At 61.1% G+C, this 22,633-nt stretch carries 23 protein-coding genes and 1 tRNA gene; 7 read left to right on the top strand and 17 right to left on the bottom strand.

Going from position 1 to position 22,633, the window contains the following annotated elements:
• Window positions 1-81: 81 nt before the first annotated feature.
• From ACHWVH_RS11375 to ACHWVH_RS11395, 5 genes are all read right to left on the bottom strand, one after another.
• Entirely contained in the window at window positions 82-2,661 is a 2,580-nt protein-coding gene (locus ACHWVH_RS11375) for an XVIPCD domain-containing protein (RefSeq protein ID WP_394687197.1), read from the bottom strand.
• A 36-nt stretch (window positions 2,662-2,697) separates the two neighbouring features.
• On the bottom strand, window positions 2,698-3,357 hold the full coding sequence (locus ACHWVH_RS11380; protein WP_010340579.1) for a DUF1629 domain-containing protein: 660 nt from the start codon (window positions 3,355-3,357) through the stop codon (window positions 2,698-2,700).
• 114 nt (window positions 3,358-3,471) lie between these two features.
• On the bottom strand, window positions 3,472-4,152 hold the full coding sequence (locus ACHWVH_RS11385; RefSeq protein ID WP_394687241.1) for a thermonuclease family protein: 681 nt from the start codon (window positions 4,150-4,152) through the stop codon (window positions 3,472-3,474).
• Between the two features lie 108 nt (window positions 4,153-4,260).
• Entirely contained in the window at window positions 4,261-4,461 is a 201-nt protein-coding gene (locus ACHWVH_RS11390; RefSeq protein WP_394687198.1) for a hypothetical protein, read from the bottom strand.
• A gap of 69 nt (window positions 4,462-4,530) precedes the next feature.
• Window positions 4,531-5,013 (bottom strand): RadC family protein, encoded by a 483-nt coding sequence (locus ACHWVH_RS11395; protein ID WP_295973470.1) that lies wholly within the window; start codon window positions 5,011-5,013, stop codon window positions 4,531-4,533.
• A 485-nt stretch (window positions 5,014-5,498) separates the two neighbouring features.
• Here ACHWVH_RS11395 and ACHWVH_RS11400 point away from each other — a divergent pair, with 485 nt between their 5' ends.
• Window positions 5,499-6,584, top strand: coding sequence for a hypothetical protein (locus ACHWVH_RS11400; RefSeq protein WP_295973473.1), 1,086 nt, complete (start codon window positions 5,499-5,501; stop codon window positions 6,582-6,584).
• Between the two features lie 449 nt (window positions 6,585-7,033).
• On the top strand, window positions 7,034-7,390 hold the full coding sequence (locus tag ACHWVH_RS11405; protein WP_394687242.1) for a hypothetical protein: 357 nt from the start codon (window positions 7,034-7,036) through the stop codon (window positions 7,388-7,390).
• A 698-nt stretch (window positions 7,391-8,088) separates the two neighbouring features.
• Here ACHWVH_RS11405 and ACHWVH_RS11410 read toward each other — a convergent pair.
• Complete coding sequence (locus ACHWVH_RS11410) at window positions 8,089-8,484, bottom strand: hypothetical protein (protein ID WP_267122976.1); 396 nt, start codon at window positions 8,482-8,484, stop codon at window positions 8,089-8,091.
• A gap of 442 nt (window positions 8,485-8,926) precedes the next feature.
• Between ACHWVH_RS11410 and ACHWVH_RS11415 the strand changes: the two genes are divergently transcribed.
• Window positions 8,927-10,327: a site-specific integrase gene (locus ACHWVH_RS11415; protein WP_295973479.1), complete on the top strand. Its 1,401-nt coding sequence runs from the start codon at window positions 8,927-8,929 to the stop codon at window positions 10,325-10,327.
• A 376-nt stretch (window positions 10,328-10,703) separates the two neighbouring features.
• Here ACHWVH_RS11415 and ACHWVH_RS11420 read toward each other — a convergent pair whose 3' ends face one another.
• Window positions 10,704-11,042: a helix-turn-helix domain-containing protein gene (locus tag ACHWVH_RS11420; protein WP_267099428.1), complete on the bottom strand. Its 339-nt coding sequence runs from the start codon at window positions 11,040-11,042 to the stop codon at window positions 10,704-10,706.
• 111 nt (window positions 11,043-11,153) lie between these two features.
• Between ACHWVH_RS11420 and ACHWVH_RS11425 the strand changes: the two genes are divergently transcribed.
• The 4 genes from ACHWVH_RS11425 (at window position 11,154) to ACHWVH_RS11440 (ending at window position 13,767) form a co-directional block, all read left to right on the top strand.
• Entirely contained in the window at window positions 11,154-11,927 is a 774-nt protein-coding gene (locus tag ACHWVH_RS11425) for a hypothetical protein (RefSeq protein ID WP_295973483.1), read from the top strand.
• A gap of 52 nt (window positions 11,928-11,979) precedes the next feature.
• Window positions 11,980-12,294 (top strand): hypothetical protein, encoded by a 315-nt coding sequence (locus tag ACHWVH_RS11430; protein ID WP_045760595.1) that lies wholly within the window; start codon window positions 11,980-11,982, stop codon window positions 12,292-12,294.
• The gene (locus ACHWVH_RS11435) at window positions 12,291-12,671 is read left to right on the top strand and encodes a hypothetical protein (protein ID WP_394687199.1); all 381 of its coding nucleotides are present in this window, start codon (window positions 12,291-12,293) and stop codon (window positions 12,669-12,671) included. The genes ACHWVH_RS11430 and ACHWVH_RS11435 overlap by 4 nt, the downstream gene beginning before the upstream one ends.
• A gap of 355 nt (window positions 12,672-13,026) precedes the next feature.
• Window positions 13,027-13,767, top strand: a complete 741-nt coding sequence (locus ACHWVH_RS11440; RefSeq protein WP_152180818.1) for a DNA/RNA non-specific endonuclease — start codon at window positions 13,027-13,029, stop codon at window positions 13,765-13,767.
• Window positions 13,768-13,881: 114 nt separating this feature from the next.
• On the opposite strand, the gene ACHWVH_RS11445 is transcribed toward ACHWVH_RS11440, so the two are convergent.
• The 10 genes from ACHWVH_RS11445 to alaS all read right to left on the bottom strand — a co-directional run bounded on the left by ACHWVH_RS11445 (window position 13,882) and on the right by alaS (window position 22,590).
• Window positions 13,882-14,214, bottom strand: a complete 333-nt coding sequence (locus ACHWVH_RS11445) for a hypothetical protein (RefSeq protein WP_394687200.1) — start codon at window positions 14,212-14,214, stop codon at window positions 13,882-13,884.
• Between the two features lie 378 nt (window positions 14,215-14,592).
• The gene (locus tag ACHWVH_RS11450; RefSeq protein ID WP_394687201.1) at window positions 14,593-15,063 is read right to left on the bottom strand and encodes a hypothetical protein; all 471 of its coding nucleotides are present in this window, start codon (window positions 15,061-15,063) and stop codon (window positions 14,593-14,595) included.
• A gap of 191 nt (window positions 15,064-15,254) precedes the next feature.
• Window positions 15,255-15,659 (bottom strand): H-NS histone family protein, encoded by a 405-nt coding sequence (locus ACHWVH_RS11455; protein ID WP_394687202.1) that lies wholly within the window; start codon window positions 15,657-15,659, stop codon window positions 15,255-15,257.
• A gap of 202 nt (window positions 15,660-15,861) precedes the next feature.
• Entirely contained in the window at window positions 15,862-16,875 is a 1,014-nt protein-coding gene (locus ACHWVH_RS11460) for a CBASS cGAMP-activated phospholipase (protein ID WP_394687203.1), read from the bottom strand.
• Window positions 16,859-17,287, bottom strand: a complete 429-nt coding sequence (locus ACHWVH_RS11465) for a hypothetical protein (RefSeq protein WP_394687204.1) — start codon at window positions 17,285-17,287, stop codon at window positions 16,859-16,861. The genes ACHWVH_RS11460 and ACHWVH_RS11465 overlap by 17 nt, the downstream gene beginning before the upstream one ends.
• Window positions 17,287-17,703: a hypothetical protein gene (locus ACHWVH_RS11470; protein ID WP_394687205.1), complete on the bottom strand. Its 417-nt coding sequence runs from the start codon at window positions 17,701-17,703 to the stop codon at window positions 17,287-17,289. Before ACHWVH_RS11470 ends, ACHWVH_RS11465 begins: the two co-directional genes overlap by 1 nt.
• Before the next feature lie 140 nt (window positions 17,704-17,843).
• Window positions 17,844-19,346: a DUF6538 domain-containing protein gene (locus ACHWVH_RS11475; RefSeq protein ID WP_394687206.1), complete on the bottom strand. Its 1,503-nt coding sequence runs from the start codon at window positions 19,344-19,346 to the stop codon at window positions 17,844-17,846.
• Window positions 19,347-19,415: 69 nt separating this feature from the next.
• Window positions 19,416-19,508 (bottom strand) — tRNA-Ser (locus ACHWVH_RS11480).
• 81 nt (window positions 19,509-19,589) lie between these two features.
• The gene (gene csrA / locus ACHWVH_RS11485; protein ID WP_010341308.1) at window positions 19,590-19,802 is read right to left on the bottom strand and encodes a carbon storage regulator CsrA; all 213 of its coding nucleotides are present in this window, start codon (window positions 19,800-19,802) and stop codon (window positions 19,590-19,592) included.
• 136 nt (window positions 19,803-19,938) lie between these two features.
• Window positions 19,939-22,590, bottom strand: coding sequence for an alanine--tRNA ligase (gene alaS / locus ACHWVH_RS11490; protein ID WP_394687207.1), 2,652 nt, complete (start codon window positions 22,588-22,590; stop codon window positions 19,939-19,941).
• Between the last annotated feature and the right edge of the window lie 43 nt (window positions 22,591-22,633).

A 22,633-nucleotide genomic window follows, 5' to 3' on the forward strand; every position in this document is an offset into this window, starting at 1 on the left:
TCACGGACTGAAAAAATACCTTTCCTTGCAAGGACTTGAAGCCGACTCCGCCAACTTCAGGGAGAGACGGGACCTGAACTGCTACATCGTCATCCGCGGTCCGTGCTCGTGCTGCTGCGTCTGTTGCTGGGTCTGCTCCAACGCCTGCTGGCGCACCTGATCCTGCTTGATGACCTCTGCCTGCTGCAGGCTCTGTTCCGCCGGCTGCTGCGCCGCCTCGCGTCCATCCACCCGAGCATGAAAGAACGGTGCCTTGTCGCCAAAGGGCGCGTAGACCGCCAGCACGTTCTCGGCTCCGTCCTTCCCCAGCGCGCCAGTCACCCGGTCCACTCGCTTCACCAACGGATCCTCGGCCTGCTGCTTGTAGAGCGCCGCGGTGACGTTGCGGCTCTCCTCGTCGTTCCAGTTCCCGGTGCCTTGCACCCAGGAATGGATCGTCTGGTAGGTGGAATGGTCTGGATGCGCAGGGTTGTCGGCCAGCAGCGGACCATGCGTCCCCTTTTCCTGCGTCGGTTGGGCCTCCCCCTTGCTGCGGCCCGGCGCGGTCACCGATACCGCGCCCAGCGTTGGCACGTGCGCCACATCCGGCTGGCCCAACTCGGCCTTGGCTTGGCGCAGCTCCTCGGAGGTGGTCACCGCGACCTGGTGGGCCAGCCCGTCTTGGCCAACCTGGTAGTGAACAATCTGGCTGTCGTAGCCATATTGCCCCTGCTCGTTCGGCTTCAGCTGCTGCATCGTCGGACCGGTGAGGCCTTCAGCCTCCTTGGTCCGCTGGGTGGTCAACTCCACCGCCTGCAGGTTGTTCTCCTGGGCGTTGAGGTCGACGCCCGCGGCTCGATACCGATGCAGAAGCTCGTTGTGCTCCATCTGCGCCGGCGTAGGCGCGGGGCGCGCTTCGATGGCCGCTAGGGCTTCCTGGGCACGCTCCAGGGACGGCTGGCGCATCTGGTTGGTGAGCTCCAGCTCCACCGCCAGGTTGCCGGTGGCCACCCCGCCCTTGCCGAGCCACTGCCCGGCCTCGTTGCGCTGGTAGGTCTGGCCATCGTGGCCTTGCACCCGGTCCTGCTGAGCACGAGCACTTTCCACGGCGGCAGGAACCGCCACCCCATAGTCCTGCCCACGCTGGGCGGCATGGCTCTCCAGGTAAGCCTGGGCGATGGCCTCACGACCGGTGGCGATGTTGCCCTCGATCCGCGCCAAGGCTTCTTGGTTCAGGCGCTGGGTCTGCTCTGCGTTAGCGATCTGGGGCTCATAGACGCCCCGGTCGTTGGCGCCGTCCACCCCGGTCTTGACCTGGCGCTCCCACTTCTCCGTTTCTGGATTGCGGTGCCAATTTTGGTTGTCCAACCCAATCCGATCGCCTGGCTGGGCCGGCAGGTTGAAGGGATCCTGCGGCGGCGGGGCTTTGCCCAGCGCGAACTCGGCAGCCTTGGCATTCGCCATGGCACCCAATTCCTGAGACTTTACGTAGCTGGCACCGACGGATATTTGGACAGGGGCTTCGCGCCCATCAGCGGCGCGCTCGAACGCGCCTTGGCGCTCCCAATCTCGTCCGTTGAACTTCCAGTCCACGCCGGCCCGATCGGTCTGGTGGAAGATGTCGCGGTTCTCTTTGAGGTCGACGGCCTTGTCGAAGGCCTTGCTCATCAAGACCGCGTCGCCCACCACCAAGGCCGCAGGCACAAAGCCGCCGCTGCTGCCCAGCGCGGCCGCGGTGGACGCGCCGCCGGCCCAGCCGCCCACGTTGCGCGCAACGGCGTGATTGACCTCCGACTGCGCGGCGGTGAGGTTGCCCTGCTCCATCAGCGTCGCCGCCGTGCGAGCGGTCATCACCGCATCCGCCCCGGTCGCCAAGAGTCCGCCGGCACGGGTGAGCCCACGCGCGGACGCCTCGCCCATCAACAGCTCCATGGCGACTTCGCCACGCTGTCCGCGCGGCACGCGAATGTTCTGGGCGGCTTCAGGACCCAGCACCTGCTCGACCTTGAGGATGCCCTGCTCGGACAACACCACGCGCCCGTCGTGATGAGCGTTGGCGATGGCGAGCGACAACCCGCTGCGCTGAAGCTGGATATCCCCGCCTCGAACGATCGCGGCGTTGCTGACCTGGATTTGGTTGAGCGTGGTGACGATGCGCGACTCGGAATGCGCGACGGCACCCCAGCCGTGGTCCACCCCCGTGAAGCCCTTCAGGGCCTCGATCTGCTGAGAGTGGGTTTGGTAGTAGGCGGGGATGTCTTTGAAGAACTGACGAACTCTCTGGCTCGTCTGCGCCGGAAGTTCGCCTACTGGCGTGTTGGTGTTCAAGTCGCCATTGATCAGCCCGACCTTGACCGTATCGCGCAGCTGCTCCACACGTTTGGCAACCCGATCCATCGCATCAGGGTCACCCATCAAAGCAGCTTGACCATCCCGCGTCGATTGGATGCGGTTCAACCGTTCAAGCATGCCTTTCTGGTATTCCGCCAAGGGACCGCCACTGTGTGGGGTCACCCCAAGCGCGTCAGCCAGTTGAGGACTGGCTGGCAGGAACAAACGGTTCTCAGGGGCATGGATATGAAACTTCCCGACCTCTTGCAACTTCGCCAACAGCTCGCTGTTCTTCAGCGTCTGCTGTTCGATGTTGTGATGGTCTTGGAAAAGCGTCCGATAGTTCGCCATGGATCATGGCTCCTTCCTTGCTGCCCGTGTTCGCAATCAGCAGTTCACGACGTCGTAAAACCAAAGCCCATTGGACTTGCTGGGCGTGACAATGCCCGCCGCTTCTACGGCTTCCTTGAACGCTCTATCGCAGAAGACACCACCATGGAAAGCCAACCTAAAAACATGCGCCGAACCCAACACATCCCGCCTGAAGGCCAGACGGATGTCGCCGGTGAGGTCGTAGTATTTCCCGGCCTCAAATTCGTCACTGATTTCAATGTTGAGCTGGGAAGCCTCTTCGTCCAAGGCATCCAAGGTGCGGACGACATCGCAGAGGAAAACAGCCGGCCCCTTGGAACCATCGTCCAAACGATAGTCCACCTCAGCAAAAGCGAAGGCATCCGCGTCCACGGACTCCATCACGCGACGCAGCCGGTCGGAAACCAACCAGTAGCCGCTGAAACCGCCCTCTAGATCTTCAGGCAGCGCGCCCTCGCTAGGGTGGTAAACCAGGCGCGGGGTTTCGCGCAATGGCGGGAACCCGCCCTCCGTTGGCTTTACGATGAGGCGCGGCGGCGTTCGCAGAACACTCTCATTTTCAAAGACCACTCCGTGGCCTTTGCCTCCACGCCGAGCATCCGGCTGCAGCTGGAAGAACTCGCCCTTGTTAGGCTGATTTGCCATCTTGGTTTCCATGCGTTGCACCCCGTCCATAGGCTCACGTCCATCGATTACTGTGACCGGAGTCTAGCGCTATCGCCCGCGACTTGGGCAGACAAATGGCAAGGGCCCCGCCTCTGCTGCGGCCGCCCGGCTGCCTCCAAGAGCTCAGCGCTGTGCCGGCCGCCACCCTGCCCGAGCGGCCTCTCCGGGGCTGCAGAACATACGCTCGCCGCGTGCTTGGTCGATGCTGGTCCGCTCGTAATCCCGCTGCCCAGGAACGTGGTAGATCTTCTTGCCTTGGCGAGAGATGTTGCCCTTGATGCGGCATCCACTGGACACGGGCGGCGTGGTCACCTGGGCCTGGCGGCTCGACTGGTCCCGCTTGCCGCGCCGGTAGTCGGCGGGCATCTGGAAAGGCCCTTGCCAGAGGTTCCGCTGGTGCTGGCGCGCGTCGGCTTCGTCAGCGATGAACGCTTTTGCATATTGGCGATACGCGACCGCCCAGCCTGAGCGCACCATCCAGCGGTTGACGGACTGCCCTTGGACGAAGCACTCCGCGACCACCCGGCCATAGCGGTCCGTGTCCTTGGGGTGGCAGCGAACGGTCTTGTCCAGCACGTAGCCGTCCAGCGCGGCGGCGGACCGCCGGCCACATGGCCACGAGCGCCCGTCTTTGGTGGTGCATTGCTGGGTGCTTTCCGGGGCATCGATGCCCCACAGGCGGATACGCTGTTTCGCCACGGTGAGGGTGTCGCCGTCCGTGACGGTCGCGCGGCCGACCAACTCTGCTGCCACGCCAGGAACCGAAGCGAAAACCAAAAATAGAACCAGCCCCCTCAACACCATCAACAACGACTTCCTCTACGCGCACGCTCGGGTGGCGAGCGCCAGTTCAAACACGGTCCGACACTTTAGCGGAAGCGAGAAAGGGGCGCCGACCAACTCGCCAACCCTTCAATCCCGACGCACGTTCCTGGTGGGGTCGCCGTCGGTCTCCTCTACGACAAGGAAGCCGCTCACCAGCCAGCCGTATGCATCGCTGAGCGCATCGGCGATGCCCTCTTCGCTCTCGCATTCGACCCTGGCTTCATCCGGCAACGCAGGACGCTTGCCATCGGTCTCCCAGACAATCCCTCGCACGTGAAACGCTTTCATTCCTGCTCCATGGATGTAGATCTTCCTTGGCAGTCTAGCCCCGGCAGACAAGACAGGTGAAGGGGCGGGCTAGGCCCACCCCCTGCTTGCCAGGCTGGTGTGCTGGTGGCCGCCGATGATCAGGTGGTCCAGCACCCGGATGTCGAAGAGGCGCAGCGCTTGCTTCAGGCGCTCGGTGACTTGGCGGTCGGCGTCGCTGGGCTCGGGGTTCCCGCTGGGATGGTTGTGGAAAAGGATGACGGCGGCAGCGTTGAGGTCCAGGGCTCGCTTGGCGACGACTCGACTGTGGACTTCGCAGCCGTCGATGGTGCCGTTGAAGAGGTGCTCGGTGGCCAGGATGTGGTGCTTGGTGTCGAGGAAGACGACGCCGAACACTTCGTGCGGCAGGTGGGCGCAGCGGGCGACCAGGTAGCTCCCGGCGTGGATGGGATTGTGGATCCGGCCTTGCCGCTGAAGGCGACGCTCCAAGATGGTAGCGGCGGCGAGCAAAATGCCCTCCTCGTCCATCGGGAGTTGGTATTGAGCCGTGCGGTCTTGGGTGGTGCGCTTCATCGGTTCTTCTCCACCAGCGCGTTGTGCGCCTCGTGGGAACCGGCAGGCGGAGCGTTAGGCTCGACCGCACCCGGGAGTGAGCACCGCGGCAGCGGCGCGCAGCGGAGGGCCGCAACAGAGCGTCAGCGCCGAGGAGGAGGCTCGCCCTTGCGGTCGGGACAGCGAAGCTAGGATTCCCTTCAAGAGGCCCAGCGCTGGTGCAGCGAGCAACCCATCGCTCAACGATTTCTATCAAGGCATGACGCATAACGATTTGAGCGTCCTGCGGCCGAAAGAGAAGCACGGCGCAGACATCGTCGATCCAGACTATGGCAAGATCGTCTTCCCAGGGGAAACTGGGCAACGCTGGTTTCATCCCCGTGCTCTCTGCTCTCCACCTTGAGGTCACCCGCCTGCTTGTGGGCATGGCACCTGCCGCGTTCCTTGAGCACGCAACGGGTCTGAGCCATATGACGTTTCGCCGAGGGCGCGGTTACGCGGCTCTCATGGCCAAGCGCGAACAAGTGGAAGCGCATGCTGATTCGCTTAGGCTGCGAACGCTCCAGAAACGTGGCGTTACCGATGTCGAGATCAAAGGGTTCAAGGAGAACATGCCCAAGGGGCTCTCAGCGATCATGGTCTACGGCATGGGATTGCTCGACGAACGCAGCGCGTCCGCAACGCGCGAGCTAGTCGCCATGCTTGACGCGTCAGACGAACGGCTCTGCCGGTTGGCTGATACAGACACCCCAGGCTTTCTTGCCGAACTTGGACCTGAGTCCGAACTGGGGCCAGCCTACTGCGCGCCGTTGGCAGTGGCAGGTATCCGTGGCCCCGTGTTGGATCCAACGGACCCCCAGCGGACTACAGTCGACCTTGCCCTAACCCGACGCGCCCATATGGCGCTTTCTTTTTTGGCGTCGGTAGACCACGAAATTGGGCACTGGATTGGCCGAACAAAGTTGCCAGATGCCATGGCTGGCCTTCCTAGATTTGGCGTGCTGCTGGCACCTCCTGGGCCACCTAGCCGGCGTCGCCATACTCCGGCTGACCCTGCCGCGCGGCTCGTGGATTTCATCGGCGCAGTTGGCCACTACGTGCGCACAGATGACTGGCCGGAACGGCCGCTCACCATTGCCGAGATGGGCGCTCAGACCGAACTGTCCGGGAAAAGATTAGGCATGGGCGATAGGTTCATCCGACGACTGCGAAGCGGCAAGGATCCTCTGTCCCGCTCAACATTCAGGACCTTGGTTCACACCCAGCTCTGGACGCCCAAAGCGAAGCCCACCGACCTTGACGACTCGGCGGACTTGCTCGAGCCCTACTTGATTGCGGCTCTCCTGTTGCGCCTGCTGATGCCTGACCACCCCACCGCCATAGGCCACTTGGACCGCACCGGCTGGCGAGAGGCTTATCTTGGATGGTGGGAGCGGCACAGGCACCGGTATCCAGCTCCGGCTCCGCCAAGAGGCGTCCTGCCCCCTTCTTGGTTGATTGCCCCTGATCAACGCTTCGGAGGTGCATTGCTACGGTTGCCGCCCGATGGCACACCGGGCTTGGTGGACGGCCATCCGCCCGCACCTCCTTGACCACGCCCCTGCCTGGCTCCGGGATCGCCGTTGGAACCAACCGCGCGGGTATCTCCACTTGCACCACCTTTGCCCTTTGCCATGTCGCTTTCCTCAGTGACCGCACATGCGGCAGGAAAAGCTTGAACAACGACGCAGACTGCTTAAGCCCCAAAATTTCACAAGCTTGGCCGTGGCAGCATCGGCCCAAATTGGTTCAGCCGGTCGGTCAAGCGAAGTAGGCTCAGCGCTTTGCCGGCTGCTGGCTTGCCGCTGCCGTGAGCGTCCACTCACTGAGAGTGCTCATGCCCACAGCACCAAGTTCGGCAGTCTCTGGTGCGCATCTAAGCCGCGCATTGCGGAGCTGTGGGACACTCAGGCCGTCTTCGGAGCCGCCCTCAGCCATGCGAATCGAACACCGAAAAGCTGTCCCTGCCTCTTGGACGAAAGTGAAGCTACTTGCAGCGCTGATGGCCATATCGCTTGCCGGGTGCGCGGCGGGTGGTCCGGTCGCGAACCAGCCCATCGAAGGCCCCGTGCGGCTGGGAGATATTGCCGCGGTCGATGGCCCCAGAGTGCGCCCCGATCGCGTCATCGAAGACAGCCGCTGCCCTGCCGACGTTCAATGCATCCAGGCCGGCCGGCTGGTCGTTAAGGCGACCGTGCTTGGCGGCGGCTGGTCCAAGGAGATGGACCTCACGCTGGGCGTCCCGGTCCCTGTTGCCGATGGCATGTTGACGCTGGTGGACGCCACACCCGTGCCAATTGCCAGCGAGACCGCCGCATCGGCCGCTCACTTCACCTTCAAGTTTCAGGGCGGCCGGTAGGCGATACCCTTCACTGCACCTAGAACAAGGTCATCCTACGACGCAGGCACTGGGGCCACTGCGTCAACGGGCTGGCTTCTTGAGCACGTGGCAACAAACCAAGGCGCTCGGTTCTCGGGAATCCACTGGAAGAACAGCCACCACGTTTTACGCAGAGGCATTGCTTGCGCTCGTTGGACATCGACCACCTGCTCACCACAGGCAGCCGGAGAAATCGTTGTCCGCGTCTCGAATTCCTGGCCGGCGGCCAATGGGCCACGCATGGACTCCCCAACACGCCAACGGACCACCTCTTGCTCCGAGTAAGGCGCGTCACCGTGCTGAACGATCTTTCTCTGCACGGAGACGATGGTCGCCTGGACGGCCACGGCAGCCCTGGCTTTAGCGTCATCCAAGCTTTCATACATCAAGCAGCTGCAGGCCATGGCTGCTGATGCTGGCAGCAAAAGAGCCCAGCCGAGCAGCGCTTGGCGCATTAGAGTTGTCCTCATATCGGCTTCCCTCCCCAGTGCGGGAATCATAGCCGGCGATGGAGATGGAGGTTTAGGCGCCCGCGCCGCAGTGTTTCATATGGCTGGAGCATCCTCGTAGGAACCGCGGTTCCAGGACCGGTAGCGCCAGGGCACCACATCCTCAAAAAAGCGTGATGCGGGACCTTGGTGTGGCGCCACCCAGCTTATCTTCACCCAGAACGGAGCTTAAAAACGAGATCTAACAGTGACTGGCTCAGCCTGTGGCAACGCTTGATCAAGAAAAGCCGCGCGGAGAATATTCTCAGCCCCGTCGCTCGTCGCTTCAATTCCAACTTTCTTGAGCTCACGCTTCAGCCTGAGGACGACCTCATGGTCTGCGTTTTCGTAACGCTCGCAATGAGCCAGGCTACGACAAGCCACGTTGTATGAGTTGGGATAGCCACGGGTTGGCGGACGCCCTCCGATCATGACTTCTTCATCACGCCCTTTTGGATACCAACGCTTTGCTTTATCAAAGTTACCGGCCGGGTGCTCTTTTCGAGATTGACGACGCTCATAGCGAATCAGTGCCGCCCAGGCCTTCGATAGATCTTCCGGTCCAACATTAATCTTTTTAGCCATGTCACAATCAGATTAGCCGAGCGAACTGCAGGCTTTCACTGACCGAACCTACGACAGATTGTAAATTTCGCAACACCACTCCGCAGCCTGTTCGTAACTGACAGTTACAACAGTGCGAGCAGGAAAAATAAAAATAAGCTTACAGAAATTGACTAACATTTAACTTATATTCATCTAGAGATGATGAAAAATATCGAAGTAAGTTAGCTTATTTAATGCAAACAATACGCAATTGACTGCGATAAATCGACAAAAATTCTCTCGAAACCCTTGGTTTATAAGGCTTCTTGCCGGATAACGAATTGGCGGATTCGGGAAGCACCCCATCGGGAAGACCCTAACACCTGAGGTATTCGTCTACACCGCAAATTTTTGTATCGCCCCCATTGACGAATTCGCGACCTGTTTTATCCCTACTTCCATCTTTCGATGGAAGTGACCCATGACCAGCAACCCCTCCGCAACACTCAACGATTACATCGCCTCGCCGTTCGGCCTCCTGCAGTTGGAAGGCATCCACATCGGCCGGTTCCGCATCGACCGCGCCATCATCCGAGGCCGGGAAGCCGCCATCAATCTCCAAGAGTGCATCCTCGCCGCGCTCGACGAAACCGGACGAAAGAGCGGCCTGAAGAACAGCACACGCTACCCAGCGCAGTTGCCCATGGGCACCCCGTCGCGCCCCTTGGCCAAAGAAATCGAAGACCATCTGGAGGACATGCGCCGCCGGCAGCTGGACCCAAAGACAGTGCTGGCCACAGAGCGCACGTTAAAGCTGCTCCTGCTCACCTGCGGCAACATCTCCGCGTCCCGGGTCGACTACCACCACATCCAAGCGCTCTGGAAGCTGCTGCGCTGGGCCCCCAGGAACTTGACGTCGGACCCGCTGTTGAAGGATCTCACTTTCGACGAAGCCATCGCCATGGGGAAAGAGCAGGACGTGGCGCCGCTGGCCCCGGCCACCGAGGAGCGTCATCGCCGGTTCCTCGTCGCTTTCTTCAACCACCTGGTCAACGGACAGGCCATCGTTTCTTCGCCCATGAAGGCCTTCCGGAAGATCAAGCAGGACGACACCATCGATCCAGAGAAGGCCATCCGGCTGTTCGAGGACGAAGACCTGCAGGCCATTTTCGACCCCGAGACATTCATCCCCTGGGCCAAGAAACCTCAGTATTGGTGGGCGCCGATGATCGGCTTGTATACCGGCGCCAGGGTCAACGAGGTCTGCCAGCTGAAGCTGGCCGACATCAGCGAGGAACGCGGGGTGTGGTGCATCGCTTTCCAGAAGACATTGGACCAAGACTTGGCCGCGGACCCGAAACGCCGGCGGCGCAGCCGGCAAAGCATGAAGGGCGCGGGATGCATGCGCATCGTCCCCATCGCGAAGCCACTCTTGGAGGCAGGCTTCCTGGAATTCGTGGAAGACATGAAGGCGACCGGCCACCCCCGACTGTTCCCGTTGCTCTCCGCTGGTGTGAACCGGAAGACCGGGGAAACGAATGCGCGTTACAGCCAGCAGTTCGTGGTGGACTTTGGGCGCTACCTGAAGAGCCTTGGGTTCGAGAAAGGAATCGGTTTCCACGCCTTCCGCCACACCCTGGCCACCGAACTCGATGCAATCGACGTCCCCGAGAAGGAGATTGCCCTGGTCACGGGCCACAGCACCGATCCCCGCGAACGGGTTCCAGTGCTGCGCAAGCACTACTTACACAAGCGATCGCAGGCGACGCGCAGCAAGCAGATCAGCGCACTGGAACTGTATCAGCCCAACGTGGAGCTGCCGCGCTACCAGCGGGGGCAGTTCGATTCGAGCTTGGCCGATCCGAGCAAGTTCTATCCGTAACGTATTGTTGCTCGCCGAAGCACCACTCGGGCGGCGTAAATTTCGAATGAGCAGTAATACTCTTTTAAAGGGAGGAGGAACACGCCCTCCTCCCCTTTTCCATTACTTCTCGTGGAAGTGATGGTTGTTCAAGCTGGGTGGAAACCGCTCCCCCTTTTGAACATGGCGGTCGTAGGAAGCACCAGCGTATTTATTGTCTACATCGCTGTATTGCCCGTAGGTTCCGGTCTTGGGGCATTCCTGCCCGGACCAATAGTTTCCACCAGCCATAACAAACTCCTTCTGCTAGATGTTGGCAAAACAATCCGTCGGAGACCCTCTCCGACCAAGACAGGATAAGTGACGCCAGTCTCGTTTTGTGAGACAAAACGTCAGCCTAGCTCCTTGCCTTCCCAACCAGTTCCTGCAGGCGCTCTAGCGCCTCCCTTTGCTTGGCCGGCGGTAGCCGCGATACCAGCAGAATGATCTCCGCAATCAGGTCTGAAGTGGCATGAAAATAGGCCACCGGCAAGTCCAGCGCCTTGGCCAACGCCTCCGCGGTCGCAGGATCAGGGTCATGTTGCCCCGTCTCGTAACGGCTCACCCGCGTGGCTCCTGACACCGAGTCCACCATCCCAATGCGCTCGGCGAGTTCTGCCTGGGTCCAGCCCATGGCCATCCGCGCACTCCGCAGGCGCGTGCCATAGACCGTGGCCGGTGTCTTGGGTTTGGGCATCGAGAAGATTGCACGAAAGCTGAATTCCCTCAGTGTGCCGCTTGGATGCCGGCTTCTCATCTGCGATTATCGTAAATGCCGCCAGGCCGGCGGTCTACAGGGGCTTTTCCTATGAAGCACGCAGGACAAGGAGCGTTCGCTGCGCTCCTGGCAATGACGCTCGTCTCCTCTATGGCTCACGCCCAGGACGGCTCAGACCCCGCACCCAAGCCCAGCTTCTTCCGTCAGCTCGGCGGCAGCCTGAAGGACGCCGGCAAGCAGATGGTCGGCATCCAGCCGAAGGCGGGGAGCAAGTCCGCAGCGCAGGTGGGTAGCTCCGGCGCCCTCTACACGCCTCTCAGCGGCGCTGGGAAGCTGCACAACCTCTTCAAAGGCGACAACAACCAGGCCGCCCAGGCTGGCCGCTTGGAGTGGCCTCGGGTCGCGCTGACGTTCACCGAGTGGGGGACCTCCCTTCCCTGTTGGACTGTCGAAGCAAAGATCTGGACCACCCCTACCGCGTCGAGCGTCGAGACCTTCCGGGCCTGCGCGGACGCCCCGCTGACCGACACCGACGACTTGGGCGAGACGGCCGAGCTCAACACGTCCGCTTTGTGGAAAGGCCGCGACACGCTGACCGGTATCCGAGTGCCGGCCAGCAAGCCGAACACGGGCGCTCAGCGCTCCACCGGCCCCAACCCGCCCGCGCAACCGTTCGCCGTCAACGTGAGCCGCCCCGGCGTCGCCGATCGCGCCGTCGACGTGTCGCTGCGCGTGGCGTGGGTCTCGGGGTTCCTCCAGACCGCAGATCTGCATCCGGGGGCCAGCGGCCTGCTGACGCCCTTCAAGGACAGCCGGCTCTGGATCGCGGGCTTCAAGCCCGACGGCAACCGCGACAAGCCGTAGCCCCTGATCTCGCCCGCCTCCCCCATCACCATCCCTCAGCAAAAGGAACGACATGAAAAACGCATGGATCGGCCTGGTCGCGTTGACCACGGCCTTGGGCCTGACCGCCTGCAGCGGCAAGCCCTCGAACGACAACGCCAAGCAGGCCCTGGTGACCCTGCTTGAGCAGAGCGGCGCCGGCCGAGTGAGCGACATTCGGGATTTCGAGCTGACCGGCTGCACCAAGGCCGAGGACGCCGACGGCTACCGCTGCGACACGCGCGGCCAGGTCGTCCTCGAGATTGCCGGTCGGCAGGTCCCCGTGCCCGTCAACAAGAATTTGCGCTATGCCAAAGCCGACGGCACGTGGAGGGCCTACGCCAAATGACGCCCCATCCTGATCCGATCACCCCTGCGTCGATGGGCGCGGTCCACCCGCTCCCTGGCGTCGGTGCGCCGCGTGCTGACCCCAAGAAAGTGCTGACGCCCCACAACCGCTTCTTCTGGTGGTTCTCGCTGAGCCTGCTCTTCCTGGGCCCGCTGGGCTTCCTCGTCGGGCCCTTGATGGCCCGGCGGGGTCTGCGCAAAGCAGAGCGGCTCTACCCGCAGGCCGCCTACGCGGCTCGACAGCGCGACCAGGGCTTCAGCTGGGCCCAGTGGTGGGTCATGACGCCGCTGGCTCTGATGGGAGCCTTCTGGATCTTTTCGCTGCTGAGCGGGCTGCCGATGGTATTGCTGGTGCTGTGGGTGCAGCTGACCAGTTGATTCCGATAGAGCATCCGCATCAAAAAGCCCGGCAATCCGGGCTTTCTTTTTGCTCCATACCTCGCCCGTATTGCATGGCTATGGAGGCCGTTTTACAGCGACGAAGTCTTCCGACCAAGTCACACCTTGGCCAATCCGCGGTTGACCCGCTCAGCTCGCTGTTAGATACATGTCGCAACCGCGTGCCACTCCGTGGCAAAGGGGCGCGGTTGTCGTCTCTCCCACCACACCGGCATTGAGCCGGTCTCGGCTGTCTGCTCCACCTCTGTCAACTCGCGCGTCTCTCAACAGGCACGGCCCTTGTCCGTGCGTGCTGGGTTCGTGCGGCCTGCCTAAACACATGGAGAAGTGCACTATGCGATTCCGGATTTTCCTCGCCGTCTTCCTGTTCACCACCGCCAGCGCAGCAGCGCAGGCCCAGGTCGTCACGCTCAACAAGGGCGGCTTTATCCTGACCTACGACTGCACCGAGCACACCGCCACACGCTACGAATACTCGCTCAACGCGGACACCGGGTCTGCGGCGCGCCCATCTGATTTCAAGCTCGACACCACCCTGCCGAGCGGCTGTGGCGGTCAGACCTCGACGAAGTCCTACGCCAGCGTGCGCTCGGGCTACGACCGTGGCCACCTGGTCACGTCGAACCACATGGACTACAACTCGACCTACATCGTGCGCGCGAACCTGATGTCCAACATCGTGCCGCAGGTGTCGGGCTTCAATCAGGGCATCTGGGTGAGCGCGGAAAATGTCGCCGAGTGCTACCGCGATATCCGGCCGGTGAAGGTCTACGGCGGCGTGGTCTTCGGAGACACGTCTAACGACTACTTCCTCTCGAGCCACGGCATCCGCACGCCCGAATATTTCTGGAAGACGATCATCACCACGGACCCGAGCACCGGCGCTGAGAAGGCCATCAGCTGGATCATCCCGAACCAGACCGGCCTGGGCAGCCTGGACGACTACATCGTGTCGATCGCCGACCTGGAAGAACTCATCGGTGCCAGCAACGTTGGCATCACCGCATCATCTGCGGTCAAGAACATGCTGCCGGCGACGACGTGGAAGCTGCCGAGCAACTGCGATCTGAGCTGAGCACGCGCCGGCGTCGCAACGCGTCTCATTGAAGCCCTGGGCCACCACCTGGGGCTTTCTCTTTGCGGGCAAGGGATAGCTACGAGGGGAGTCCCGCTCTCCGGGAGCATCCGCTCAACTGGTCGCGTCGCCCTCGAGCACGGGCAGCGGTTGCCCCGCGGCAGAGCCGATCGGCAGCCGGGACTCGGCGCCAGGCGTGACGACGATGACGGTGATGACCTCGTCCTGCAGCGAGTTGATTTGCACGAATTTCAGACCCGCCTTCTCGAACACGTAGGCCTTGAACAACGGCGACAGGCTGACGTTTTGTTTGCCGGGGGGAATGCGCTCTCCCATGCCCTCGATGACGTCGGCCGGGTTCAACGCCGGCTCCGCTGCCTTGGCGAGCGGGGACAACCCGGCGGCCATCATGGCCACCCCGATAGCTATTCCGGAGAAGGTTTTCATCGGTCGATCCTTGAGGTATGCGGCCTCATAGACGCTACTGCTGGGCTGAAGGGGCCGCAAGCGCAGCCCAGAGCCTGGGGAAAACCGTCTACGGGATTGGACAAATGCATCCGTGAAGTCGAGCTCGAGCCGCGGCCCCTCCTCGCCTGGCCCATATCAGACCGCAGCCCAGCCGGGCGAAAAGCAAAGGCCCCGCGTGCGGGGCCTTTGATCGTCGGCGCTTAGGTGGAGGTTCTGGCCTCCGTCCCCCAGCCATGGTGGGTGAAGTGGCCTGGACGATGGAGACAGCTTGCCATGGGAGATGCGGACTCGTGATCAGTTGAACACGGACCTTGGCATCAGAAAAAATGCTACGCAAACCTCATAGCCTTCAAAGCCCTAATGCTTCACTTTTTGCTTCACCGCATTCCTTCGCTCAAGCCTCTCCTCAAGCGCCGCAACTTTTGCTTCTTGGCGCTGCACATACTTGGCTCCCTTCTTCAGCCGAATGATGATGCCGATCGCGTAGACGACACAGGTATAGATGCCCAATCCAAGGATGGCCAAGATTGGCCCAATCAGCTTTGCTCCACCGTCCATGAAAGCCATCGGCGCATAGGCCATTCCAATCCCCAGGATTCCGAAGCAGCAGAGCAGTTGGGTGAGAAGGAATTCCGCAACTTTTCCTGGGTTCTGCTGAAGACTCAATACCTTGTTCAACTCAGCCCGAAGGATCTTGAGGCTAATCCTGTCGTTTATCAGGCCTAGCCGCATCCTTGCCCATCCCAGTGCCCAACCACCTCCTCCAAGCAGCAGAGCAACGACGATTCCGTTGAAAATTCCGTTCGCGTCAAAGTGCAGGTCACCCATGATTTCTCTCTCTCTCGCTGGTTGATTTTTCAGCCCGTGCGGCTAGCACCCCACATCCGATGCATGCCACGGCAGGAGTAGACAGAAGATGTGTCGCACAGAGCGAGACAGTGCTTGCGAATTTTTCCGGTTTCCCAAAGCAAGAAGCCCTGGCGATCCAGGGCTTCTTTTCAACGAACGTCCGAGACGGGCTACCCCGGATACTTCGGAAACTTCTCGTCCGGGTGGCTGGCCTTCCACTGCTTGTAGGCCGCCGTGCCCTCCCACGCCTTGAACGCCAAGGGGGTGCGTCCGCGGCCCGACCAAGTCTCTTGGGTATGGGGCAGCCAATACTTGGGGGCCACTTCCTTCTTGGTCTGAGCTGGAGCGGCTCTGCGGCCACGGCCGGGGCTGCTGGCCCCGATGGCCACCGCCAGTTCGGCCTTCTGCTTCGGGGTGAAGTGCTCGCCGTATTGACTCAGCAGGCCAATGATCTCTGTCACTGCGGAGGCGGCCTGTTCTTGGCGGAGGGTTGCTTCTTGCTCTTCGAGCTTGCGGAGCTCCTCTTCGATCTTGGCCTTGGCAGAGGTGATCGACTCCAGGGTTTTCTTACTCATTCAGCGCATCGCCTGTTAGGAACATGGGTCTTATCCCGGAGGCCACGAGTTTAAAGGAGTTAGCCATAATTTCTCCATGGGCATGTCTTTTTTGGACTAAATGTGAAATCAAAAGCTTTCCCAAGAAGGGCCGCCGAACCTTTGTGGGAGATACGATTGCCTATCTTCAACAACGTGGCAAATAATCCACAGCAGTAATCAGTCAAAACATGGGCTTGAAATGAAAGAAGTCATCCAAGCGCTGTGATTGTTGTTGCGTTAATTGACCTACAGCCCTGACAGCCAAGGCATCCAACATCTTGGTAGCTGCCGGACCAGCTTTATCCAAACCCAGAACAGCCCTCTCTTCTGTGGATGCCTCGGCATCTATGCGGAGGTATTTCTCCCTTAAGAGTAACCCAACCGTCTCTACCGCAAGCTGCTCTTGCGTGTCGAAAGTAAGCCCCACCAAATTATGTTTTATTATCCAACTCAACTTGCCCGCTGCAATAGAGCCGCCCAGTCCCTTACGCGGGGGGCGTCCGCAAGTCCCTATACTGAGCATATAGGTATTTTCAAGCTTACACACTGAACGGACTGCTTCAGCAATAGCTACCACATCTGGAGCATTAGCGACTAGGCCACCATCCACCAGCGTTCTATTACCGACGAGACGGGACGGAAGATATGTAGGAGCAGCCGAAGTAGCCATAGCTGCCTCTAGGAGCGAAACATCTGAAGAGAACTCATCAAATGCCAGCCCTCCAGATTTTAATACCGTGGCAGTCGAATCATTGATGCACACAGTCGGAAGCAAAAGCGGGACTTTAATATTTTTAAGAGGAATATTAGAGTGAGCGCCGAGAATTTCCTCTACCACTCTTTTTAGAGCCACAGGCGAATATTTTACAGCGAAGAAGCCCCTTCTAAATGAAAGCCATTTTTTCGGGAATATTTTCTCGCCATTTTCTTTGAATGATTCATACACCGTTTTGGCTGGAATACCTACAGCCAATGCACAAGCCACTATGCCACCGATAGAAGTCCCCGCAAAAATTTGGAAATTATCTTTACAGGATGTACCAAAGCGCGCTTCCATTTTTGAAAGCACATGAGCACCGAAAAGACCTCTGTATCCGCCGCCCGAAAGTGCAAGTATGTTTACTCGCTCCGGGGCTATTGCCTCGACGTTATCAGGAAACGAAATTCCCCATCTTCCTTTAGTATGTGTGGACATGCAAACCGCGCGCCTTAAGGGTGGGTAACCACGGCTCTACCGGCGTAACGAGAGTCAACTGAGACACCAATGCAGTGGCAAAAACCAGCGTTGATTCCATCCCTAAAGGTTGACCCATACTATTCATAAGTTGCAGACCATCAAGTTGGACCCAGCTATTAATTATATCAAGACTGATATCCCTTACACCGTTTGATGACTCAACTTTCTTCATGATGACATCTAGGTTTATCTTAAGATTGTGCTTACTGCTAGCCGACGGAGGAAGTGCGGAAATTTCTGCATATAAAATACCCGCTGATATGACGCTAACATGGATAGAGTTGTAATTGACCGCACTTGCAAACCCTACCATGGATAACTTCTGCGACACCAAGTCATTGAGTGCAGCGGTTGATAGGAGGTAGCTCATCAGTCGCTTACCAGCTCTAAATTTCCGTCTAAATACTTGATACCTTCCCTATGGCGCTCCTTGAGCTTTATCGGCTTATCTATAGGCAGAAGATCGTTTTCGATTTCTTGCCAAAAAGAAGTTGGCACCGAAAGTTCATGATCCAAGACTGCCATGACTGTCTCCATAGACATCAATATTAAAGGCAAGTCATCATTAGCCCTCTGAATAAGCTGAGGCTTTCCAGCTGATGCTTGGTTTAAGACACCAGCCAATTCTTTCTTTGTTTCACGCGCATTGTGAATACCGAAATAGTCCTGGGACTTTGCGCTTACAATCTCACTCAGCACATCAAGCAAGTGATGCGCCTTTTTTTGCCCGAAGCGCTCTTGTATGGCTTTCTGGACTTCAAAGGGAAATAGATTGTCTTCACTCACGGCGCGCTCCTCTAGGGATTCACATATCGTAGGCTAGGATGCGTGGCCACAGCTGTCAATAGCCGTGGCCACGCCACTTAGCCCACCCTCACAAAAATGAATAAATCAGCAAAATTGCTGCCTAACCAACCTGTTTCAGCCTACTCGTCCGTGTTGTGGCAGATAGGAAGCGGCTCTTCATTGGTCATCAACTCGGCATTAATGGCCCAAGCAAGTTTTGAATGACAAGCCTCAGCCAACGCCGTCGGACTGAACTCCGTCTCATACGCATGGGCATGCTCCTGCCGGTCCGACAACTCGTGCCCGGTGTATTCCTCCCGCATCTCCCGGTGGACCCCAGCCGCCTTCAACGCGCCGATGACCGTGTCCCGGAAGCTGTGGTGCCCCACCCTGCCACCGCCGCGCGCCTTGATGCCCAGCTTGACCAGGTAGCGTGAGAACGCGTGTTGGGTCCGGCCCGCAGGCCCGTTCTTGGCGTCGAAGCTGAGCTCCGGGAAGAGCTTCGTCTCGCCGGCGGCCTTGAGCCGCTCCACACGCTCCCACAGCCCCAGCTTGATGAGGTCCGGGTGCACCGGGGTCTTCCGATCGCTGGCGTCGGTCTTAAGGCTCTTGTCCTCGCCCATCCAGGTGAAGTGGAAGATCGGGATGCCGTCTTCCTCTCGGCAATCTTCCAGCTCCAACCGGGCCACCTCGTTGGAGCGCGCACCCGTGTAAAGCAGGATGAGCGGGAGCCACCGCGCCGCATCGCCCTTCAACTGCTTGAAGTTCTCCGGGTCGAAGATGCGCTTGACCTGGTCCGGGGTGAACGCCTGCGAGCCATGGCTTTTCGCCCGCTGCTTCTTCAGCTGCTTGGGCACAGAGGCATGACCAGACGCAGGGTTGTCGCCTTGCGGGTAGTGGCCAGCCGTCTGCGCCCACTTGATGAAATCCGCGCAGGCCGAGAACCGGTTGGTGATGTATGTGATGACGCGCTTCTGTGCGGTCTCGTGCAGGAACCACTCCGAGAAGTCGGTCCGCGTCAGTTCCTTCAACATCACCGACTGTTTTTCTTTGCTCTTGCCCTTGCGCTGGCTCGCCACGAAGGCCTCGAGGTCTTTGAGGGCGCGGGTCTTCTGGACGATGGTCTTGGCGGTGTTCTTGCCCTGGATGCTGACCAGATACTTGTCGCGCGCAGCCGCGAGGGTCAGGCCAGCGGGGCGAGCCTCACCGATGGGCTTGACGACCCTGCGCGGCGGGAACGGTGTGGGCGACGGCACGGGCACCGCGTGCTGCGCCGCCAGCTTCTGGAACAACGACAAGTCGTTCTGGTCGTTGATCTCCACCTGGCCGAACGAGGCCCCACCCGGCAGCTTCACGTCCTTGAGGATGAGCTCGAGCGACGACGTGCCCTCCAGGCTCCTCAAGAGCTCATCCAGCTCCGATCCCATGCTGCCGTTCCTGATGGCTGCGAAGGCTCGAGCATAGCGCTGCTGCAGGAGGAGCGCGTAGCCAAGCGCGGCGCGATCGCACGTCGTGCCGGCACTGCGTTTGATGACCTTGCGCCCGAAGCGCGCCTGCAAATCAGCAGGAATGCGCAAACGAACGTAGTAGCGGCCGGTCTCGCCGCGGGTGAGGTAGTGCGCGACTCGCATGGAAGTGTCCAAGCGAGTGTCCAAGGTGGCGAAAAAGAAAAACGCCCACAAATCGTTGATTTGCGGGCGTTTCCTTGACACTGGCGGAGTGAGAGGGATTCGAACCCTCGATAGAGCTTTTGACCCTATACTCCCTTAGCAGGGGAGCCCCTTCAGCCACTCGGGCATCACTCCGGATTTCTGCGCTGCGGATATTCCGCGACCGGGCGCGAAGAATACCGGGTTGTGGGGTCTCAGGTAAACCCTTTCGACGCATCAATCGGCAGATTGATCGCCGTGACCACCGCCGTGGGAGTTCGGCTCGTCGCCGCGCTGGATGCGCTGGTAGATCTCTTCGCGATGCACCGCCACGTCCTTCGGCGCGGTGATGCCGATACGCACTTGATTGCCCTTGACCCCAAGCACCGTCACGGTGACCGAATCGCCGATCATCAAGGTTTCGCCTACCCGGCGAGTCAGGATCAACATTTTTAGAATTCTCCAGGGAACCGGTGGGTCTCACCGGCACGGCGCCCGCGCTGCGGCACGCCCCATAATGAAAGTGAAAAGAGGGGTGATGTTACGGGAAGCCGCGCCCTGCCAGCAAGGCACGGCGTTCGGATGTTCAGGGGAGATGTTGCTTGACCCAGGCGGGGACGCCGGCGAGTGCGGGGGCAAGGGCGGGCCCGTCCTCGCCACCACCCTGGGCGAGGTCCGGGCGGCCGCCGCCCTTGCCCGAGATCTGACCGGCGATATGGCTCAACAGTTCCCCGGCCTTGACCCGTCCCATTGGGCTGCCGTTCACGCCGGCGACCAGGGCGACCTTGCCCTCGCTGGCGCCGGCCAGGACGATCACGCTATCGCCCAGCTGCTGCTTCAGACGGTCCATGGCCTCGCGCAGGGCCTTGGCATCGAAGCCTTCCAGCCGCACCGCCAGGACCTTCACGCCGTCGACGTCGACCGCAGAGCCGGCCAGGTCGGCGGTAGCGCCGGACGCCAGCTTGGCCTTCAGCGCCTCCAGCTCGCGCTCCAGGCGCTTGTAGCGGTCGCCGAGCTGACGGATCTTGTCGACCACGTCATGGCTGTTGCCGCCGACCAGGTCGGCCGCCTCGCGCAGCCGGGCCTCCTCGGCCGCCACGTAGTCCAGCGCGCCCTGCCCGGTCACCGCCTCGATGCGGCGGACGCCGGCGGAGACGCCGCCTTCGCTGGTGATCTTGAACAGGCCGATGTCCCCGGTCCGGCCGACGTGCGTGCCACCGCACAGTTCGGTGGAGTAGTCGCCCATCTTCAGCACGCGCACGCGCTCACCGTACTTCTCGCCGAACAGCGCCATCGCGCCGAAGTCCAGCGCTTCCTGCATGCCCATCTGGTGCACTTCGGCCGCATTGTTGGCGCGGACCTGCTGGTTGACCTTGCGCTCGATCAGCGCCAGTTCCTCGGCCCCGATCGACTGGAAATGCGAGAAGTCGAAGCGCAGCCGATCCGGCGCCACCAGCGAGCCCTTCTGCTGGACGTGGGTGCCCAGTACCTCGCGCAGGGCCGCATGCAGCAGGTGCGTCGCCGAGTGATTGAGGATGGTGGCGCCGCGGCGCTCGGCATCGACCTCACCGGCGAGCACGTCGCCGAGCTTCAGGCTGCCTTCTTCCAGGGTGCCGACGTGGCCATGGAACTGGCCGGCGAACTTCTGCGTGTCGGTGACTGTCACCCGGGTGCCGGCGGCAGTCAGTGTGCCGAGATCACCGACCTGGCCGCCGGATTCGGCATAGAACGGCGTCTTGTCGGTCAGCACGATCACCGCATCGCCGGCCTGGGCCGACTGGACCGGACGACCGTCCTTGAGCAGGGCGACCACGCGCAGGCCGTCGGCCTGCAGGCTGTCGTACCCCAGGAACACGGTCGGGGCCAGCGTCGCCACCAGATCCGCCGGCAGCTGCACGCCGCCGCCGAACTTGCCGGCTTCGCGCGCGCGCCGGCGCTGCTCGTCCATCGCCGTCTCGAAGCCCTGCTCGTCCACGCGCAGATCGCGCTCGCGGGCGATGTCCTGGGTCAGGTCCAGCGGGAAGCCGTAGGTGTCGTACAGGCGGAAGGCGTCCTCGCCGGCGATCATCCCGCCCTGCGCCTTGGCGGCGACGTCCTCGAAGATCTTCATGCCGGCATCGAGGGTTTCGGCGAAGCGCTCTTCCTCGGCCTGCAGGGCGCGCAGCACGGTGTCCTGGGCGGCGGTCAGTTCCGGATAGGCCTCGCCCATCAGTTCCACCAGGGTCGGCACCAGCTTGCTGAAGAACGGCTGGCGCACGCCGAGCATCCAGCCATGGCGCAGGGCGCGGCGGATGATCCGGCGCAGCACGTAGCCGCGACCTTCGTTGGACGGCAGCACGCCGTCAACGATCAGGAATGCGCAGGCACGGATGTGGTCGGCGATCACGCGCAGCGACTTGTTCTCCAGGTCGGCGGTACCGGTCAGCTCGGAGGCCTTGCGGATCAGCGTCTGGAACAGGTCGATCTCGTAGTTGGTGTGCACGTGCTGCAGGATCGCGGCCAGGCGCTCCAGGCCCATGCCGGTGTCCACGCAGGGGGCCGGCAGCGGCACCAGGGTGCCGTCGGGCTGACGATCGAACTGCATGAACACCAGGTTCCAGATCTCGATGAAGCGATCGCCATCCTCGTCGGGCGACCCCGGCGGGCCACCGGCGATGTGCGCGCCGTGGTCGTAGAAGATCTCGGTGCATGGGCCGCAGGGACCGGTGTCGGCCATCTGCCAGAAGTTGTCCGAGGCGTAGGGCGCGCCCTTGTTGTCGCCGATGCGCACGATGCGCTCGGCGGGCACGCCGATCATGTCGCGCCACAGGCCGTAAGCCTCGTCGTCGGTATGGTAGACGGTGACCAGCAGGCGCTCGGCCGGCAGCTTCCAGACCTGGGTCAGCAGCTCCCAGGCCCAGGCGATGGCGTCCTTCTTGAAGTAGTCGCCAAACGACCAGTTGCCGAGCATCTCGAAGAAGGTGTGATGGCGGGCGGTGTAGCCGACCGAATCCAGGTCGTTGTGCTTGCCGCCGGCGCGCAGGCAGCGCTGCACGTCCGCTGCGCGCACGTAGCTGCGCTTCTCGGCGCCCAGGAACACGTCCTTGAACTGCACCATGCCGGAATTGGTGAACAGCAGCGTGGGATCGTTGCCGGGCACCAGCGGTGCGGACGGCACGATGGTATGGCCCTTGCCCTTGAAGAAGTCGAGGAAGTCGCTGCGGATCTGGGAGGTGGAGAATTTGGCGGGTGCGTTCATGGGCTGGCTATAGACGAGCGGACGGGCGTCCTGGCGCTCCCTC

The organism is uncultured Xanthomonas sp. (genome assembly GCF_964278005.1).
Classification (GTDB): domain Bacteria; phylum Pseudomonadota; class Gammaproteobacteria; order Xanthomonadales; family Xanthomonadaceae; genus Xanthomonas_A; species Xanthomonas_A sontii.

Bases quoted from the DNA above. Each gene is read 5' to 3' on its own strand.
- ACHWVH_RS11375 (WP_394687197.1), bottom strand. From the start codon at position 2,661: ATGGCGAACTATCGGACGCTTTTCCAAGACCATCACAACATCGAACAG.
- ACHWVH_RS11380 (WP_010340579.1), bottom strand. From the start codon at position 3,357: ATGGACGGGGTGCAACGCATGGAAACCAAGATGGCAAATCAGCCTAAC.
- ACHWVH_RS11385 (WP_394687241.1), bottom strand. From the start codon at position 4,152: ATGGTGTTGAGGGGGCTGGTTCTATTTTTGGTTTTCGCTTCGGTTCCT.
- ACHWVH_RS11390 (WP_394687198.1), bottom strand. From the start codon at position 4,461: ATGAAAGCGTTTCACGTGCGAGGGATTGTCTGGGAGACCGATGGCAAG.
- ACHWVH_RS11395 (WP_295973470.1), bottom strand. From the start codon at position 5,013: ATGAAGCGCACCACCCAAGACCGCACGGCTCAATACCAACTCCCGATG.
- ACHWVH_RS11400 (WP_295973473.1), top strand. From the start codon at position 5,499: ATGGCCAAGCGCGAACAAGTGGAAGCGCATGCTGATTCGCTTAGGCTG.
- ACHWVH_RS11405 (WP_394687242.1), top strand. From the start codon at position 7,034: ATGGCCATATCGCTTGCCGGGTGCGCGGCGGGTGGTCCGGTCGCGAAC.
- ACHWVH_RS11410 (WP_267122976.1), bottom strand. From the start codon at position 8,484: ATGGCTAAAAAGATTAATGTTGGACCGGAAGATCTATCGAAGGCCTGG.
- ACHWVH_RS11415 (WP_295973479.1), top strand. From the start codon at position 8,927: ATGACCAGCAACCCCTCCGCAACACTCAACGATTACATCGCCTCGCCG.
- ACHWVH_RS11420 (WP_267099428.1), bottom strand. From the start codon at position 11,042: ATGCCCAAACCCAAGACACCGGCCACGGTCTATGGCACGCGCCTGCGG.
- ACHWVH_RS11425 (WP_295973483.1), top strand. From the start codon at position 11,154: ATGAAGCACGCAGGACAAGGAGCGTTCGCTGCGCTCCTGGCAATGACG.
- ACHWVH_RS11430 (WP_045760595.1), top strand. From the start codon at position 11,980: ATGAAAAACGCATGGATCGGCCTGGTCGCGTTGACCACGGCCTTGGGC.
- ACHWVH_RS11435 (WP_394687199.1), top strand. From the start codon at position 12,291: ATGACGCCCCATCCTGATCCGATCACCCCTGCGTCGATGGGCGCGGTC.
- ACHWVH_RS11440 (WP_152180818.1), top strand. From the start codon at position 13,027: ATGCGATTCCGGATTTTCCTCGCCGTCTTCCTGTTCACCACCGCCAGC.
- ACHWVH_RS11445 (WP_394687200.1), bottom strand. From the start codon at position 14,214: ATGAAAACCTTCTCCGGAATAGCTATCGGGGTGGCCATGATGGCCGCC.
- ACHWVH_RS11450 (WP_394687201.1), bottom strand. From the start codon at position 15,063: ATGGGTGACCTGCACTTTGACGCGAACGGAATTTTCAACGGAATCGTC.
- ACHWVH_RS11455 (WP_394687202.1), bottom strand. From the start codon at position 15,659: ATGAGTAAGAAAACCCTGGAGTCGATCACCTCTGCCAAGGCCAAGATC.
- ACHWVH_RS11460 (WP_394687203.1), bottom strand. From the start codon at position 16,875: ATGTCCACACATACTAAAGGAAGATGGGGAATTTCGTTTCCTGATAAC.
- ACHWVH_RS11465 (WP_394687204.1), bottom strand. From the start codon at position 17,287: ATGAGCTACCTCCTATCAACCGCTGCACTCAATGACTTGGTGTCGCAG.
- csrA (WP_010341308.1), bottom strand. From the start codon at position 19,802: ATGTTGATCCTGACTCGCCGGGTAGGCGAAACCTTGATGATCGGCGAT.
- alaS (WP_394687207.1), bottom strand. From the start codon at position 22,590: ATGAACGCACCCGCCAAATTCTCCACCTCCCAGATCCGCAGCGACTTC.